Raw genomic sequence first — 16,374 nt, 5'->3', positions numbered from 1 at the left:
TTTTTTGACACTAAGCAAATAAATTATTTATCTGTTTCTTGAGCGTTGCTTTCAGCAACGGGTCGACGGCTCCAGTAGCTCGCCAACAAAGATCCTGAGATATTGTGCCACACACTGAAAATCGTTCCAGGTAAAGCCGCCATAGGTGTGAAAAATTTCACCGCAAGCGCTGCTGCCAAACCAGAGTTTTGCAAGCCGACCTCAAACGCAACGGTGCGACAAACACGCTGATCAAAACCAAGTAGGTAAGTCACCCAGTAGCCCAAAGTTAAACCTATCGCATTGTGAAGAATAACCGCAGCCGCAACGACCAAGCCAACTTGTACAATTTTAGAAGCACTCAATGCCACGACAATGGCTATGATCAACACGATGGCAAACATCGAAATGTAAGGAAAAATCGGTTCAGCCTTGCGGACAAACTTAGAGAAAAACGTGTTAATCAATACACCAGCCGCTACAGGAAGAAGCACAATTTTAAACAAGCTCATTAACATGCCAGCGACAGGCACATCGACACTTTGGCCAATCATTAACGACACTAAAAATGGTGTCAATATTACGCCAAGCAAGGTCGAAATAGCCGTCATGGAAATAGACAGCGCTGTGTCGCCTTTCGCTAAGTAACACATAACATTCGATGAGGTACCACCAGCTACACTGCCCACAAGCAACATGCCAACGGTTAATTCTGTATCAAAACCAAACGCAAAGGCTACACCAAAGGCAGCAATCGGCATGACCAAAAATTGCAACAACACGCCAACACCGACGGCTTTGCCGTTCTTCAACACTTGCTTGAAGTCCGTAGGACTTAAAGTCAATCCCATTGCCAGCATAATGATGGTCAATAATGGAACGATTTGAGTTTTCAAACCAACGAATAAATCAGGTTGAAAGAAGGCAATTGCAGAAAGCAATAGAGCCCAAACAGGAAACAGCTGGATAACCATAAGACAAAACTCCACATAGGCTACTCGCCATTGCCACCAATAAATTGACAAGAGCGAGTACGCAACGACTATTTAATTATTATTAACCCCAGAAACGGGGGGATAATTGTATCGAAATGAAATATGTTAAAACAGTTTTTATCTTGTATTTAGAAGAGACACAAACTTCAATTTCACTTTATTAAAGACCCAATCAAAATGGCCACTTCATGACGACACCGCCATGGATAAAGTCTTCTCAATTTTCCTGTAACTTAAAGATTCCATTAAATGCGCCCTAGTGACTGGAGAATCGTTTAAATCAGCCAAGGTAAGCGCAACTTTTAATACTCTATGATACGCACGAGCTGAGAGTTTCAACTTTTCCAACGCCTGTTGCATAAATTGCTTATCGTCATCACTTAAGGCACAAATCGCTTCTAACTGACGACCACTTAGCAGTGCATTTTGCACACCTTGGCGTGACCTTTGCCTTGCGACGGCACGCTCTACGCGTTCACGTACACTGACGCTGCTCTCGCCTTCTTCTTGGGCATTGACCAGCACATTCGAAGGCAAAGGCGGCACTTCGACGTGTAAATCAATACGATCTAAAAATGGCGCAGAGAGTTTCTTAAGATATTTCTGGCTGGCACTCGATTGATAATAATCTTGGCCTCCGCTGTAAGCTTCATTACTGGCGTTCATGGCGGCAACCAGCTGAAACCGAGCCGGAAAGGTCACTTGGCCACGTGCTCGTGAAATATGTACCTCGCCATTTTCCAATGGCTCTCGAAGTACCTCCAACACTTTACGGTCGAATTCAGGTAATTCATCGAGGAATAAAACGCCACAATGCGCTAAAGATGCTTCCCCCGGTTGGGGAATGGAGCCACCTCCTACTAGCGCTGCCGCTGAGCAAGAGTGATGAGGAGATCGAAAGGGCCTCTCGGACCAATGCCAATCCAGCCCCATTTTTCGCCCTGCTACCGATTGAACTGACGCCACCGCTAATGCTTCCGCTTCTGTCATGGCGGGCATAATGCTGGGCAATCGAGACGCCAACATGGTTTTGCCGGTTCCTGCAGGCCCAATAAATAAGAGATTATGTCCACCCGCGGCCGCGACTTCTAAGGCTCGACGCGCTTGATATTGGCCTTTTACATCGCGCATGTCTTTATGATCTAACGGCAGTGGCTCAGCCGTTTTTGACACACAAACAGGCAGCGCTGTTTGTTTCAATAAATGCGCTGTCACTTGGGTTAAATGTTTGGCAAATACGGCATTGCCTTCCACAAGAGCGGCTTCTTGTTGATTGTCCTCAGGAAGAATCAATTGACGATTCGCTTGATGACAAGCAATAGCAGACGGCAATAATCCGGGGACGCCACGAATATCACCTGACAACGCCAGTTCTCCAATAAATTCGGTATCTCGTAGATTCAACTCACCAAGCTGCCCTGAGGCGACCAAGACACTGATAGCAATCGCCAAATCATAACGACCGCCCTCTTTGGGCAAATCTGCTGGCGCTAGATTAATAGTGACCCGCCGAGTAGGAAATTCAAAATGACTGTTAATAATCGCGCTACGCACACGATCTTTTGCTTCTCGTACAGCAGCTTCAGGCAAGCCTACTATGTTTAGAGAAGGAAGCCCGTTTGAAATATGGGTTTCAACGGTAACTAACGGGGAAGACACGCCCACGCGGGCACGACTATAAATAGTGGCTAAACTCATGATCACTCCTTGATGCTGAATTCTTCCTTACTTTCGATCTGTGACAGAGGCCTAACTCCTTTTGTTTGACCTTTGCACAGACAACATTATCACTAGGTTATTTATGGGTTTAGGACAAACTCAACATGCCTAGCCTGTTCGCTCATCAAACCTCGGTATAACTGATTAACTTGAGTAGCGTCATAATGTTTGACGCTAATATTCGCATCAAACAGTGTTGCCTTTGGCCGATCAAGAAGATCCGCTGTCGCCATCAATATCATACGATTATTAGAGTTAACGGCCTTGTTAAATTGCTTACGCTGTTTAAGCTGCATTAAATCTATTTTTGATGCATCAATGACTTGATTAGCACGTATCGAAATTTGTTGATTAATGACTTCTATAACTTTATCCACTTGATCAGGTGCAACACTTAGATCTATTTGCATTCGAATAGTATTATTGAGTGTAGTGCCACCGCTAAAATTTGCAGAAACAGCATAAGTCAGCCCCAATTCCTCACGGATTGTTGATGTGAGTTGCTCAGAAAACTGTATGGCTTCAGCTTGAAGTAACGAATTATTGACCCATTTATAGTCTTCTTTATCTACCTCATACATTATTGTTATAAAGCTAGCTTCCCCTCCGATACCCTGGCCTGTTACGCGTTCTGATTTTTGCAGCTTAGGAAAATATTTAAGAATTTCATGACTTGGATTATTCACTGGAATATTAGCAACATAGTGAGTCAACTGATCACGCAGCTCCGATGGCTCAATGTCACCGGTTATAAAAACTTGGTAATTTTGAGACCCTGAATAATAACGTCCATATATTTTTTCGATATCGCTTTTGCTTATATCAATCACTTCCTGTTCAGTCATGCGACGTAGACGAGTATCACTTTGATACAGCACTTTCTCTATCAGATGATCAAACTCATCACGATTTCCAGAAGCCTGTTTTCGTATTAATGAGACTAAGCTTTGCTTTTGATGGTTCAAGACTTGCTCATCAACCTTAGCCTCAGTTAGCGTAATATGAGCAAGGCGAAACAGAGTTTCTGCATCCGTTGTAGCCCCTTCAAGCTGTAATTCACGAGTGTAATAAGTGAAATATGGGGTCAGCACTATATCTCTCTCATTTATCCATCTATTTAGTGCTGGGCCATCAAAGCTTCGTAAACCACTTGCAGCCATCACCCCCAGCGCTAAGCGAGCTTGTAATGCTGCCTCATCACTCAATACGTTTAAACCGCCTTGTCCAACAAGCTGAATATCAATACGATCTGAGTTGTTCTTTAAACGCGAGTAAAAAACCTTGATGCCATTTGATAATGTGAATATTTCGATATCATTTGGCAGTATTTCATGTGCGCTTATTGCGCCCGGCTGCTTTATAACCGCCCAAGCTTCGTGTAGCTTTTGCCCTCCAAGAGGTGCAGCTACTTGGCTTGGCCAACGACTCCATTCTTGAAGTTGGGTATTAGTTGGTGTTGTCTCAGTAGGATTTTGAGTGAGCGTAATTCGGGGAGAAAAAGTCAACACATCCTCTGCAATGATTTGGCTTTGCTTAGGTGTAAACTTAGGCAAGCTTTGTTCTAAAAAACGATAATACTGGCCTTGCCCTTGAAGTAGGTCACCACTCATCAGGCTATCAACAGACTTTCTAGCTAGATGCTCGGCACTATCGAGGTTATTTTTTTCTTTCTTAAGCACTGTCTCGCGCCAACTATTTAACTCATCTTGAGTAAGGCCATATTGCGCCATTCTGGCCCACTCTCGAGATAGTAAAGAAGTCGCTTTCTGTAAGTCCTTAGTATCGCCATTAGCTTCAAATACGAAATGCCCTAGATGTCGATCACTTAGGTGATGACCAAAATAAGCATGCAAATTCATGTTCAACTGTTCACGATTCACCACACGGGTTAAGCGTTGTTGTAAGACACTGAAAATAGCACTTATCATTTCAGCTCGGTATAAATCCTCTTCAGATCGAACCGACCAGTTATCACTGAAACCTTCAAGTTGAAGATTAGATCCTAATATATCTGGCGCTCGTAAAGTATGGATCTTAGCGGAAGGTATTTTTAGAACAGATGTACCCACTAGATATGGTTCGTCAGGCTTTTGCCAGCCAGAAAAAGTGTCACTAATCTGCCGCTTTAAATCTGATGAATCAAAGTCCCCAGTTACCACTAAAAACGCATTATCAGGCCGATAGTGCGTTTTATAAAACTCAGCCAATTGGTGTACTGTCACATTAGAGACCACGTCCATATTTCCAATTGGTAAATGATTCCGCCAAGGATGTTCTTCCAAAGCGAATTTAGTCCACATATCACGAGCCGTTTCTTTATTTTCGCGATAACGCCACTCTGCTTGGATAATAGCTTTTTCTTGTTCAGTTTCTTGTTTATCAAAACCAGTCTGGCTAGCTATATGCGCTAGTAGATCAACACCTTGTTGCATTCTGGATGCAGAGGTATCGCTAAAATGTAAATAATAATGCGTCCTGTCGAATGTCGTGTAAGCATTAGCATGTGATCTGTTTTCAAGACTTAAATCATCTAGCCAAGTTTCAATTGGATTATGGTCTGATGCATCTATTTGTTCAAAGGCCATATGCTCAACAAAATGCGCTAGCCCTGCTTGTTCAGGCCGCTCGTCTTCACTACCTACTTTAATAACAAGATTCATATCAACCTCGTTATTAGACTGAGAGTTACTATTGGGCCAAATTAGCACTTCCATGCCATTAGCTAAGGTATAACGCTCGAAGGGAGGTGTATCATTAGAAGTGTTCGTACACGCAGAAAGAAGTACTGTAGCTCCAATCACTGCCCAATATCCATTTGGCATAATTTTTCCTTACATATTCCATATGATTTTATAGTCACTGTTATTATGCCAAAAAGTGGCAAAGTTACGTATTTTTTCCTGTAATACTTGTAAAATTTAACTTGAAATTAAGCTTTTTGTATTCCTCCTTAGGATCGCCAAACAATCCAATTATCCATAATGCACGTATACAATACAAAATACACACGAGGAATCTATAGGTGAAAAAACTCAACCCCAATAAGCTTCTGCTATCGAAGTGGACGTCCACATCGCCACAACAAAAAGAGAAGCATTTCATTGTCACTAAACTGATTCGTGATGAAGACGACATCGTCGTAGAATGTGTGCTTGAAGCCGTCATCAACAAAAATCAGTATTACTTGCCTTGGCAAACGCTAGCGTCGCCAGACGATTGGCTTCAAGGTTGGAAATAGCTCAAATAAGCGAGCTTTCCAAATCTCGACTACACGGTGATCAGATCAGTCGTTTTTCTCTAGCTCGTTTAAACGCGCTTCTAGCACAGCCAGCTTTTCACGGTATTTGGCTAACATCGATGCTTGCACTTCAAACTCTTCGCGGGTCACCAAATCCATTTTCGTTAAGGTATTCTGTGCGACCTGATGAAGCTGAGCCTGAATTTCTTCTTTTGGTAGTTTACCTAATGTTTCTGCGGCTTGACCTAGACCGGTTCCAAGCTGCTTTATAAATTGATCAATCATACGAGTCTCTTTTTCTGCGTTTACAATACATTAGTATAAAAGCCTAACTAAGGCGCTAACAAGGGATCTTGGTGAACATCTTGTGTAACACTGCCCTTTTTATTAACACTCAAGTCGATTTTATTGCCTCTTTTGTGTGCGTAAACTCAAACATTGTCGTTTCTATTAAAGCCCCCCTCTCACTAAAGCGCACATCCTATTCTCATGTTGCGAGTCTATTTTTCAATTAAAACCAACAAGATAACCGCAATCGCTCATTTTCTTTCTCGTAAAAACGCTATATTCGCACCAACTTAATGCAGCAACTTATAGCAACAACCCAATATGCCGCACTAATTAAAGCGATACACGGCTCTTTTTAATTTCGTAAAGTCGACAAAATCCTTACAAAGCCATTGTTATAAGGGCATCCCCATATGTGGCACGCATATTGAATAGAGCTAAGTACCTGCGATACGACAATAAAACTGACTTTTTAAGGAGACAGTGGGTATGAAGCTTATAACTGCCATCATCAAGCCATTTAAACTCGATGATGTTCGAGAAGCACTTTCTGAAATCGGCGTTCAAGGTATCACCGTAACAGAAGTAAAAGGTTTCGGACGTCAAAAAGGCCACACAGAACTATACCGCGGCGCTGAATATGTAGTGGATTTTTTACCTAAGGTAAAAATCGAACTTGCCATTGCGGACGATATGACCGACCAAGTAGTTGAAGCCATCACTGGCGCAGCAAACACTGGCAAAATCGGCGACGGTAAGATCTTTATCGTTAACCTTGAACAAGCGGTTCGTATTCGTACCGGTGAGACTGGTGTAGAAGCAGTTTAATCACTGCTCGATTTATACAAGCCTTTAGGGGGGCGAAACATGCAAGATCAAATTTTTCACTTACAATATGCGATGGACACCTTTTACTTCTTGGTGTGTGGCGCGCTGGTTATGTGGATGGCAGCAGGATTTGCCATGTTAGAAGCGGGTCTAGTACGTGCTAAAAACACCACTGAAATTCTTACTAAAAACGTGGCTTTGTTTGCCATTTCTTGTGTTATGTACCTAGTTTGTGGTTACGCCATCATGTACGGCGGTGACTGGTTCCTTACTGGTATTCAAGACGTCGATGTGGCTTCTACTTTAACTGACTTCGCTGGTCGTGAAGGCGGATTCGAAGGCGGCGCAATCTACTCTGGCGCTTCTGATTTCTTCTTCCAAGTTGTGTTCGTTGCAACAGCAATGTCTATCGTATCTGGTGCGGTTGCTGAACGTATGAAACTTTGGGCTTTCCTAGTATTTGCTGTTGTTATGACAGGTTTCATCTACCCAATGGAAGGTAACTGGACTTGGGGTGGCGGTTCTGTATTCGGTATGTTTAGCCTTGGTGACCTTGGTTTCACTGACTTTGCAGGTTCTGGTATCGTTCACATGGCCGGTGCTTCTGCTGCACTAGCTGGTGTATTGGTACTTGGCGCTCGTAAAGGCAAGTACGGTCCAAACGGTGAAGTTCGCGCTATTCCTGGTGCTAACCTTCCACTTGCGACATTAGGTACTTTGATCCTTTGGTTGGGTTGGTTTGGATTCAACGGCGGTTCTGTACTAAAACTTGGCGATATCGCTAGTGCTAACTCTGTTGCCATGGTGTTCTTGAACACTAACGCTGCAGCAGCGGGTGGCGCTATCGGTGCACTTATCCTTGCTCGCATCTTATTCGGTAAAGCCGATCTAACCATGCTTCTAAACGGCGTACTTGCTGGCTTGGTAGCAATCACGGCAGGTCCTGATACACCGTCAGCTCTAGGTGCTACTCTAATCGGTCTGGTTGGTGGTTTGATTGTTGTTGTGTCTATCTTGACTCTAGACAAGCTTAAAATCGATGATCCAGTGGGCGCAATCTCTGTTCACGGTGTGGTTGGTCTTTGGGGCTTGCTAGCTGTGCCACTAACGAACGATGGCACAACGTTCGGCGGACAAATTGCCGGCGCGCTTACTATCTTCGTTTGGGTATTCGTTTCTAGCCTAGTGGTTTGGTTAATCATCAAAGCCATCATGGGTGTTCGTGTAAGCGAAGAAGAAGAATACGAAGGTGTAGATTTCTCTGAATGTGGTATGGAAGCGTACCCAGAGTTTAAAAAGAGCTAATCGCTTTTCTTAAAAGCTTAGCGTTTTAAAATACAAACCCTCGCCTTGGCGGGGGTTTTCTTTTGCTAACACTATTGAGTTAATGCTTTACGCCCTCATCACTATTCAATCGACATGATACTGACTCACAATCTCCTACTTACTGACACAGATAAACGGTATCATGGCTAATACATAAGACCGATTTACAGAGGCCAACATGCAGCACGACGATCTACATTTAACGATACGCAACCTGACCAATAGCGATTACGAAGAAGTAAAAGTACTAATGGATAAGGTTTATCATGATATTGGTGGCTCATGGCCTGAACACACGATTCATAAATTGATCAAAGATTTTCCTGAAGGACAAATTTGTCTAGAAGATCACGGTAAAATTGTCGGCTTAGCGTTATCAGTACAAGTCAGCTATCAGCGCTTCAGTAACCCGCATACGTATGACGATCTTATCGACCAAAAAGAGAATGTTCTAAACGATGCTCGTGGTGATGCCATGTATGGCTTGGACGCGTTGATTGCCCCTGAATATCGAGGTTATCGCCTTGGTCGCCGATTATACGAAGCCAGAAAAGACCTTTGTCGCCAACATAATTTACGCGCCATTTTGGCCGGCGGCCGTATTCCAAATTATCACGAGCACGCCCATGAAATGAGCGCTGCGGAATATTTAGAAGCGGTGCGCGAACGTAAAATTTACGATCCGATTCTGACCTTCCAACTATCAAACGATTTCCAAGTCACTCGCTTGCTAAAACGTTACATGCCGGAAGATGAAAAGTCCCAAGGCTACGCAACTTTACTGGAATGGAAAAATATCTTCTTTGAACCTGATACCAACGTGATTCGCTCACGTAAAACGCAAGTGCGTATCGGAGCCATTCAGTGGCAAATGCGTGAAGTCGAAAGCGTTGACGAGTTATTGAAGCAAGTCGAATACTTTATCGACGCGGTATCCGATTATAAAAGTGACTTTGTTTTATTCCCTGAATTCTTCAATGCACCACTGATTGGACTAAGCCCTGATCAAAGCAACCAAACCGAGGCCATCCGCTTTTTAGCGAGCTTCACTGAACGCTTTATCAATGAAATGTCTCAGTTCGCTGTCAGCTATAATATCAACGTCATCACCGGCTCCATGCCTGTAATCGAAGACGAGACTGTGTATAACGTCAGCTACTTATGTCGCCGTGACGGAACTGTGGAAGAGCAAAAGAAAATTCACATTACCCCTCATGAACGCCGTGACTGGGTGATTGAAGGTGGTAACGAATTGCGCGTTTTCAATACCGATGCAGGCCGTGTAGGCATCTTGATTTGTTACGATGTGGAATTCCCTGAATTGGGCCGTCTATTGGCTGAACAAGACATGGATATTTTATTTGTACCATTCTGGACAGACACGAAAAACGGTTACTTGCGCGTACGTCGTTGTGCTCAAGCACGCGCCATTGAAAACGAATGTTATGTGGTTATTTGCGGTAGCTGTGGCAACCTTCCACAAGTGGAAAACCTAGACATTCAGTATGCGCAAAGTTCTGTATTTTCGCCTTCTGACTTCTCTTATCCGCACGATGCTGTGATGGCAGAAACCACACCAAACACAGAAATGATCATGTTCTCTGATTTGGATTTAGACAAGCTAAAATTGACTCGTAGCGAAGGCTCGGTAAACAACCTAAAAGATCGTCGTACCGACCTTTACTCAGTCAATTGGAAAAAATCGAAATAAGCCAAGCGGCTTTTTCCTGTGATAACATGGACGTTATCACAGCCGCTTAATTGCATTTCGTAAGACTGTTCAAAGGCGCTAATAGCGCCCTTTTTATGACAAAAAGAGACTCTCATGGCCAAAGCAAAAACCGCCTTTGTATGCAATGAATGCGGAGCCGACTACGCAAAGTGGCAAGGGCAATGCCAAGCCTGCAGCGCGTGGAATTCCCTATCCGAAATTCGCCTTACCTCTGGTAAAACCTCAGCTCGGGTTTCCGCTAGTCAAGACCCTCGTTATCAAGGTTACGCTGGGGCAGTAACTGGCATCCAGAATTTATCCGACGTGGATTTGGGCGATGTACCTCGCTTTAGCTCCGGTGCAAACGAATTCGACCGAGTATTAGGCGGTGGTTTAGTCCCTGGTGGTGTGGTGCTGATTGGCGGGCACCCTGGTGCAGGTAAAAGTACTTTACTGTTGCAAACCATGTGTTGGCTCGCGCAGCAACAAAGTGCTTTGTACGTGACCGGAGAGGAATCCCTTCAACAAGTTGCCATGCGAGCACAGCGCCTTGGCCTGCCAACGCAAAACCTAAAAATGTTGTCAGAAACCAATGTGGAAGCGATTTTAACCATCGCCCAACAAGTTAAACCTAAAGTCATGGTTATTGATTCGATCCAAGTTATGCACTTGGATGGCGTAGAATCGGCTCCCGGCAGCGTGTCACAAGTACGAGAAAGCGCCGCGGTACTAACGCGCTTCGCTAAGCAAACCCAAACAGCAGTTTTGCTTGTCGGTCACGTGACCAAAGACGGTTCTTTGGCCGGACCAAAAGTACTTGAACACATGGTGGATTGCTCTGTTTTGCTGGAAGGCTCAGAAGACTCGCGTTTTCGAACGCTTCGTGGCATGAAAAACCGCTTTGGTGCAATCAATGAATTGGGCGTTTTCGCCATGCTCGAAAATGGCTTAAAAGAAGTCAAAAATCCTAGCTCTATATTCTTGAATCGCAGCAATCATCCTGCGGCTGGCAGCCTTGTCATGGTGGTTTGGGAAGGAACGCGTCCTCTATTGGTTGAGCTTCAAGCTTTGGTCGATGATTCAGCATTAGGCAACCCAAGACGCGTCACCGTTGGCTTTGACCATAATCGCCTAGCAATGTTATTAGCGGTACTCCACAAACACGGCGGCTTACTCACATCAGACCAAGACGTCTACTTAAACGTCGTTGGCGGTGTGAAAGTATTGGAAACCAGTGCCGATCTGGCAGCTATCGCAGCGGTTGTTTCCAGCTTCCGCGATAAAATCTTGCCCCATGATTTAGTAGTGCTTGGTGAAGTAGGCTTGTCTGGTGAGATTCGCCCTGTGCCATCTGGACAAGAACGCATTAGTGAAGCCGCCAAACATGGTTTTACCAGAGCAGTGGTGCCAAAAGCCAATTGCCCAAAAAAACCGATTGAAGGCATGAAAGTAATTGGGGTGGATCGTTTATCAGAAGCGCTAGACGCGATATTTGAAAACTAGCTTACACTTGCTGTAAGACGTTACGAGTTAGTCATTCGTTAATTCGAACAGATCTGCTATGGGCTCGTCTTCCATACCGTATGGAAGCGCCTTAGCAGAATCAGCCTCTAAGCGCTCTTGGCGAGCTTTTAATAAACGCGCTCGGCGCTGTTTGCACAAATCCAATACTTGGTGACGATCTTCATTAGACAGAGAAAACCAATGAAAGCGCTCTTCTCGACTGCGCAAGCAACCTTTGCAGAAGCCTTTTTTGCTGTTTTCACACACGCCTCGACAAGGGCTTTCTATGACGAACAGTTCTATTTGCTCCATAATGCCCCCTAAGACGTTAATGATGAGGCGACACTATTCTGTCGCCAGCTCAAAATCGTATACTTCTTCAGGTGATAAAAAATACACTCGGTCTGCTGGTGCAGCATCCAGTGAAAACCAGTAAAAACGCTCTGGCACCCCCATCTCTAAATAAAAATTAACGTATGTCGCATGCACAGGATCCGCAACATTTAGGCTTGTCGCGCTGACTTTGGTACCATCAGACCAAGAATGAACGCCCACACCGGCACCAGCACCAATACTGCGCGTTACACCACCTAAGAATAGATCAACGCCACCAGAAAGCACGTACCCCGTCGGTGCTATGCGCGTATTCAAACCAAGACGACGAATCAAACGCGCACCATCCATTGTCGCTTCTTGATCAACAGAACCAGGCACGTCAACTAAGACTAAATCCGTTACATTGGGATTTTTACGCACCATATCACTGAGCTGTTTAACTAGATCATTACCTAAGACACCGGACAAATAAGCCGAATTTCCTTCTATATCAATTACTAAACTGTCAGATACGTCGACATCTGCTTTTTTATTCGCCTCCACTCCTGAACAAGCGGTTAAAAATAACGCTATGATTAAGCATGAGAATCTTGATAATAGGCTAACACTACAATTTTTCTTCATATGATGTCCGGTAGTTTAAGAAGAATTTTTAGCACAAGTGAACTAGAGTAAATTCTATTACGTAATTATAAAAGTGCAATTGATTGACGATAAAAGGGTTTTCTGTGCCTAACCAAACAAGTAAAGGACAACAACTCTCGTGGTAAATACTAGCCAACTACAGCACCCACATTCTTTTACTTCAGACAATGTTTTTAATAGTCTTCAGCAAACGTCTAGGGTTTTGAGCATAGCGTCAGCAACAGGGTCCATTGTTCATTTTGTTTTCATCATTTTATTCACCTATCTTGATCAACCAATACTTGCTTGGATTAATATTCTAAGTGTCTCGGCGTGGCTCGTAACATTTTGGTTTAATCGCATTAGACGCCATGACATTTCTATTTTGATTATGAGTGTCGAAATATTTTGCCACGCTATCTTAGCGACTAGCTTATTAGGAGTGGATGCAGGCTTTCAGTATTACCTGTGGCCCATCGCCCTGCTCTTAATGGTTATGCCTTCTCTAAGTATTACTTGGTCTACCATTATCGCTTTCTTCCATATTACAACCTTCACACTGTTAACTATGTTTTGCCAGACTAAGGTAGAGAGTTTAGCGTTGTACTACCCTCTACTTTTTATACTAAATATAGCAGGCGCGAGCATTCCATTTATTGCTACGGCTGCTATTTCACGCTCAGCCTATGCGAATCAATATTTTTTAATGGCTGAGCTGGCTGAAAAAGATGAACTGACCAAATTATTTAACCGCCGCTTTGGTCTTGAAGCATTAAGCTTTTATATTAAGCAAAAGGATGAAAATAAAGTCCCTTTTTGCATCAGCTTAGTGGATGTTGACCACTTCAAAAGAGTAAACGATCAAATGGGCCATAGTAAAGGCGATGAAATACTTGTCAAAATCTCAAACTATCTGTCGAAATCCATGCGTGAAACCGATATTTCAAGTCGCTGGGGTGGCGAAGAGTTTCTTTTCATCTTTCCAAATGTCGAACTCGCTCAAATCCAACAACGCATAGAGACAATCTGTAAAGAAATGCCCAACCATGTTTTAGTAGATGGCTGGGATAAAGCTATTAGCTGTAGCTTTGGTCTGATCCAAGTAGAGGTCAATGAGACTGCTGAAGACGCATTGAAACGTGTCGACGACACTCTTTATCAAGCCAAAGAAAATGGCCGTTACCAAGTAGTAAGCGGCCATTTATCATAAACAAAGTTTTTTACCGTTTTAATACCTACGAGGGAAAAGAAAAACTTTTCCCTTCACGGACACCGGCAGAAGGCCAGCGCTGAGTAATGGTTTTGCGCTTAGTGTAAAAACGCACGGCATCTGGACCATAAGCGTGCAAATCACCGAACAAAGAACGTTTCCAACCACCAAAACTGTGATACGCCACAGGCACTGGCAAAGGCACATTAATGCCAACCATCCCCACCTCAATATGATCAGAAAAGTAACGCGCCGCTTCACCGTCACGGGTGAAGATACAAGTACCATTGCCATATTCATGGTCGTTAATCAGCGTCATAGCCTCTTCCATAGTGTCCACGCGAACAACCTGTAAAACCGGCCCGAAGATCTCTTGTTGATAGCTGTCCATGTCTTTGGTCACACCATCGATAAGTGTCGCGCCAACAAAGAAACCATTTTCATAACCTGAAACATTAGGGTGACGACCATCAACAACAACAGTCGCACCTTGCGATTCTGCGCTATCAATAAAGCCAACTACTTTGTCTTTATGTTCTTGAGTAATAACTGGGCCAAAGTCATTGGTTTTGTCTGAACACTCACCCACCTTAAGTGGTTTCATAGCATCCGCCATTTTACTAACCAAGGCATCACCCGCTGCTTTACCAACCGCAACCGCGACAGACAATGCCATGCAACGCTCACCAGAGGAACCAAAGGCCGCGCCAAGTAACTGACTGACGACGTTATCCATATCGGCATCTGGCATCACAATCGCGTGGTTTTTCGCGCCACCTAGAGCTTGGCAACGTTTGCCGTTGGCGCTGGCTTTACTGTAAATGTATTCTGCGATCGGTGTAGAGCCAACAAAGCTCACGGCTTTAACTCGTTTGTCTTCTAACAAAGTATCCACTGCAACTTTATCGCCATTTACCACGTTAAACACACCGGCAGGTAAACCTGCTTCATGCAATAATTCTGCGATAAACAATGCCGTACTTGGGTCTCGTTCAGACGGCTTCAAGACAAAGGTATTGCCGCATACAATCGCCATCGGAAACATCCATAATGGCACCATGGCAGGGAAGTTAAACGGTGTAATACCTGCAACCACACCTAATGGTTGAAACTCACTCCAAGAATCGATATTTGGGCCGACGTTTTTACTGTACTCACCTTTTAATAATTCAGGGGCACCACAAGCGTATTCGACGTTCTCAATACCTCGCTGCAATTCACCCGCTGCATCGTGACAAATCTTGCCGTGCTCAGCGCCAATTAATTCGCAAATTTTATCGGAATGCTTTTCCAATAAGGCCTTGTAATTAAACATGACACGAGCACGTTTTAACGGAGGAGTATTACGCCATTCAGGGTAAGCGGCTTGCGCTGCGGTAATGGCTTCTTCAACCGTTTCTCGAGAAGCAATAGCGACTTTTTTCGCGACCTTGCCTGTCGCCGGATTAAACACATCTTGAGTACGTTCAGCTTGCTCTGAATATTGACCGTCGATCAAATGCCCGATGATTTCCATGAGTACTCCATAAAGTCATTCTAAAAGGGTTAGCCGCATCATAACGACATAGTAAAAAATCACACTTGTAACAAATATTGACTCTACTATGCCAAGAGGCATAGATTATAAAAAGTCGAATCTATTAACGCTTAGTTAATCATTTACTTAACTAAATTATCTTGGGTGGGATCAACAATGAATCAATTTCAAAGTCAGGTAAGTGATGCAGACCTGCGTATTTTACGGATCTATAGGACAGTGGTGGAATGCGGCGGGTTTTCGGCTGCCGAAGTTGAGCTAAATATCAGTCGCGCTGCTATCAGTATTGCCATATCCGATTTAGAGACACGCTTAGGCTTTCGTTTATGTCAAAGGGGGCGTTCTGGTTTTTCGCTAACAAACGAAGGCAGTCAAGTCTATGATTTCACTTTGCAATTACTGTCTTCTATCGAAGACTTCAGAACCAATATCAATGCCCTCCACCAGCACTTAAAAGGAGAGTTAAATATTGGTATTACTGACAACCTAGTTACCCTGCCATATACCAGAATAACACGAGCCTTGGCCGGCCTAAAAGACAAAGGGCCGCAAGTCGCTATCAATATTCGAATGATTCCACCAACGGATGTAGAGCGAGGCGTTTTAGATGGACGTTTGCATGTGGGTATCGTGCCAGATTTGAAAATACTCAGCGGTTTGGATTATCACCACCTTTATGAAGAAGAGTCCAAGCTCTATTGCAGTGACACGCATCCTTTGTTTTCCGTCACCGATGACAAAATAACTAAAAACAAACTCAAAGACTACGACGCAGTGCTTCCTGCTTATGCTCAGACGCCTGAAATCAAAGCCCAACATCAACCCCTTACCACCAGCGCCACAGCCACTGACCGAGAAGGAATAGCTTTCCTTATTTTAACAGGGCGTTATATCGGCTTCTTGCCAGACCATGTAGCAGAAAGATGGATCCGAGACGGTCGCATGCGCGCCATTTTACCAAATGAATGCCACTACATTACTCAGTTTTCCGCCATTACCCGCAAGGGGGCTCGTGCCAATTTGATTTTGGAAACATTTTTAGCCGAATTAGAAAAAACATAATGAAGAAAACATAACGCT

Annotated in this window: 14 protein-coding genes; 7 read left to right on the top strand and 7 right to left on the bottom strand. The window is 43.9% G+C overall.

What is annotated here, in order from left to right; all coding sequences use genetic code 11:
• Positions 1–23: 23 nt before the first annotated feature.
• The 3 genes from AC2A4J_RS04160 to AC2A4J_RS04150 all read right to left on the bottom strand — a co-directional run bounded on the left by AC2A4J_RS04160 (position 24) and on the right by AC2A4J_RS04150 (position 5,515).
• Positions 24–953: a bile acid:sodium symporter family protein gene (locus AC2A4J_RS04160; protein WP_484175041.1), complete on the bottom strand. Its 930-nt coding sequence runs from the start codon at positions 951–953 to the stop codon at positions 24–26.
• Between the two features lie 207 nt (positions 954–1,160).
• Complete coding sequence (locus AC2A4J_RS04155; RefSeq protein ID WP_484175040.1) at positions 1,161–2,672, bottom strand: YifB family Mg chelatase-like AAA ATPase; 1,512 nt, start codon at positions 2,670–2,672, stop codon at positions 1,161–1,163.
• A 101-nt stretch (positions 2,673–2,773) separates the two neighbouring features.
• On the bottom strand, positions 2,774–5,515 hold the full coding sequence (locus AC2A4J_RS04150) for a M16 family metallopeptidase (protein WP_484175039.1): 2,742 nt from the start codon (positions 5,513–5,515) through the stop codon (positions 2,774–2,776).
• 200 nt (positions 5,516–5,715) lie between these two features.
• Here AC2A4J_RS04150 and AC2A4J_RS04145 point away from each other — a divergent pair, with 200 nt between their 5' ends.
• Positions 5,716–5,931 (top strand): TIGR02450 family Trp-rich protein, encoded by a 216-nt coding sequence (locus tag AC2A4J_RS04145; RefSeq protein WP_484175038.1) that lies wholly within the window; start codon positions 5,716–5,718, stop codon positions 5,929–5,931.
• Positions 5,932–5,976: 45 nt separating this feature from the next.
• Here AC2A4J_RS04145 and AC2A4J_RS04140 read toward each other — a convergent pair whose 3' ends face one another.
• A complete protein-coding gene (locus AC2A4J_RS04140; protein ID WP_255827943.1) occupies positions 5,977–6,216 on the bottom strand; it encodes an accessory factor UbiK family protein in 240 nt (79 codons plus the stop codon).
• A 492-nt stretch (positions 6,217–6,708) separates the two neighbouring features.
• Here AC2A4J_RS04140 and glnK point away from each other — a divergent pair, with 492 nt between their 5' ends.
• The 4 genes from glnK (at position 6,709) to radA (ending at position 11,587) form a co-directional block, all read left to right on the top strand.
• Entirely contained in the window at positions 6,709–7,047 is a 339-nt protein-coding gene (gene glnK / locus AC2A4J_RS04135) for a P-II family nitrogen regulator (RefSeq protein ID WP_024023270.1), read from the top strand.
• Between the two features lie 39 nt (positions 7,048–7,086).
• A complete protein-coding gene (locus AC2A4J_RS04130; RefSeq protein WP_255827942.1) occupies positions 7,087–8,352 on the top strand; it encodes an ammonium transporter in 1,266 nt (421 codons plus the stop codon).
• Between the two features lie 199 nt (positions 8,353–8,551).
• A complete protein-coding gene (locus tag AC2A4J_RS04125; protein WP_255827941.1) occupies positions 8,552–10,084 on the top strand; it encodes a carbon-nitrogen hydrolase family protein in 1,533 nt (510 codons plus the stop codon).
• A 114-nt stretch (positions 10,085–10,198) separates the two neighbouring features.
• Positions 10,199–11,587 carry a DNA repair protein RadA gene (gene radA / locus AC2A4J_RS04120; RefSeq protein WP_114412600.1) on the top strand — a complete coding sequence of 463 codons (1,389 nt, stop codon included), beginning with the start codon at positions 10,199–10,201 and terminating at the stop codon, positions 11,585–11,587.
• Between the two features lie 27 nt (positions 11,588–11,614).
• Here the strand turns inward: radA and AC2A4J_RS04115 are convergent, their stop codons facing one another.
• Together AC2A4J_RS04115 and AC2A4J_RS04110 are read right to left on the bottom strand one after the other, a co-directional pair.
• Positions 11,615–11,899 carry a DUF1289 domain-containing protein gene (locus AC2A4J_RS04115; RefSeq protein WP_114412599.1) on the bottom strand — a complete coding sequence of 95 codons (285 nt, stop codon included), beginning with the start codon at positions 11,897–11,899 and terminating at the stop codon, positions 11,615–11,617.
• Between the two features lie 33 nt (positions 11,900–11,932).
• Entirely contained in the window at positions 11,933–12,547 is a 615-nt protein-coding gene (locus AC2A4J_RS04110) for a COG3904 family protein (RefSeq protein WP_484175037.1), read from the bottom strand.
• Between the two features lie 139 nt (positions 12,548–12,686).
• On the opposite strand from AC2A4J_RS04110, the gene AC2A4J_RS04105 reads away from it, so the two are divergent.
• Positions 12,687–13,757 carry a GGDEF domain-containing protein gene (locus tag AC2A4J_RS04105; protein WP_484175036.1) on the top strand — a complete coding sequence of 357 codons (1,071 nt, stop codon included), beginning with the start codon at positions 12,687–12,689 and terminating at the stop codon, positions 13,755–13,757.
• 25 nt (positions 13,758–13,782) lie between these two features.
• Here AC2A4J_RS04105 and AC2A4J_RS04100 read toward each other — a convergent pair whose 3' ends face one another.
• Complete coding sequence (locus AC2A4J_RS04100) at positions 13,783–15,273, bottom strand: CoA-acylating methylmalonate-semialdehyde dehydrogenase (protein WP_484175035.1); 1,491 nt, start codon at positions 15,271–15,273, stop codon at positions 13,783–13,785.
• Between the two features lie 177 nt (positions 15,274–15,450).
• Here AC2A4J_RS04100 and AC2A4J_RS04095 point away from each other — a divergent pair, with 177 nt between their 5' ends.
• Complete coding sequence (locus AC2A4J_RS04095; RefSeq protein WP_255827936.1) at positions 15,451–16,356, top strand: LysR family transcriptional regulator; 906 nt, start codon at positions 15,451–15,453, stop codon at positions 16,354–16,356.
• The last annotated feature ends 18 nt before the right edge of the window (positions 16,357–16,374 follow it).

This window comes from Marinomonas sp. ATLA20, from assembly GCF_057180105.1.
The sequence above is the reverse complement of the archived record's forward strand: the minus strand, read 5'-3'. Positions and strand labels throughout refer to the sequence as shown.

Bases quoted from the DNA above. Each gene is read 5' to 3' on its own strand.
- AC2A4J_RS04115 (WP_114412599.1), bottom strand. From the start codon at position 11,899: ATGGAGCAAATAGAACTGTTCGTCATAGAAAGCCCTTGTCGAGGCGTG.
- AC2A4J_RS04160 (WP_484175041.1), bottom strand. From the start codon at position 953: ATGGTTATCCAGCTGTTTCCTGTTTGGGCTCTATTGCTTTCTGCAATT.
- AC2A4J_RS04095 (WP_255827936.1), top strand. From the start codon at position 15,451: ATGAATCAATTTCAAAGTCAGGTAAGTGATGCAGACCTGCGTATTTTA.
- AC2A4J_RS04130 (WP_255827942.1), top strand. From the start codon at position 7,087: ATGCAAGATCAAATTTTTCACTTACAATATGCGATGGACACCTTTTAC.
- AC2A4J_RS04125 (WP_255827941.1), top strand. From the start codon at position 8,552: ATGCAGCACGACGATCTACATTTAACGATACGCAACCTGACCAATAGC.
- AC2A4J_RS04110 (WP_484175037.1), bottom strand. From the start codon at position 12,547: ATGAAGAAAAATTGTAGTGTTAGCCTATTATCAAGATTCTCATGCTTA.
- glnK (WP_024023270.1), top strand. From the start codon at position 6,709: ATGAAGCTTATAACTGCCATCATCAAGCCATTTAAACTCGATGATGTT.
- AC2A4J_RS04150 (WP_484175039.1), bottom strand. From the start codon at position 5,515: ATGCCAAATGGATATTGGGCAGTGATTGGAGCTACAGTACTTCTTTCT.
- radA (WP_114412600.1), top strand. From the start codon at position 10,199: ATGGCCAAAGCAAAAACCGCCTTTGTATGCAATGAATGCGGAGCCGAC.
- AC2A4J_RS04140 (WP_255827943.1), bottom strand. From the start codon at position 6,216: ATGATTGATCAATTTATAAAGCAGCTTGGAACCGGTCTAGGTCAAGCC.
- AC2A4J_RS04100 (WP_484175035.1), bottom strand. From the start codon at position 15,273: ATGGAAATCATCGGGCATTTGATCGACGGTCAATATTCAGAGCAAGCT.
- AC2A4J_RS04155 (WP_484175040.1), bottom strand. From the start codon at position 2,672: ATGAGTTTAGCCACTATTTATAGTCGTGCCCGCGTGGGCGTGTCTTCC.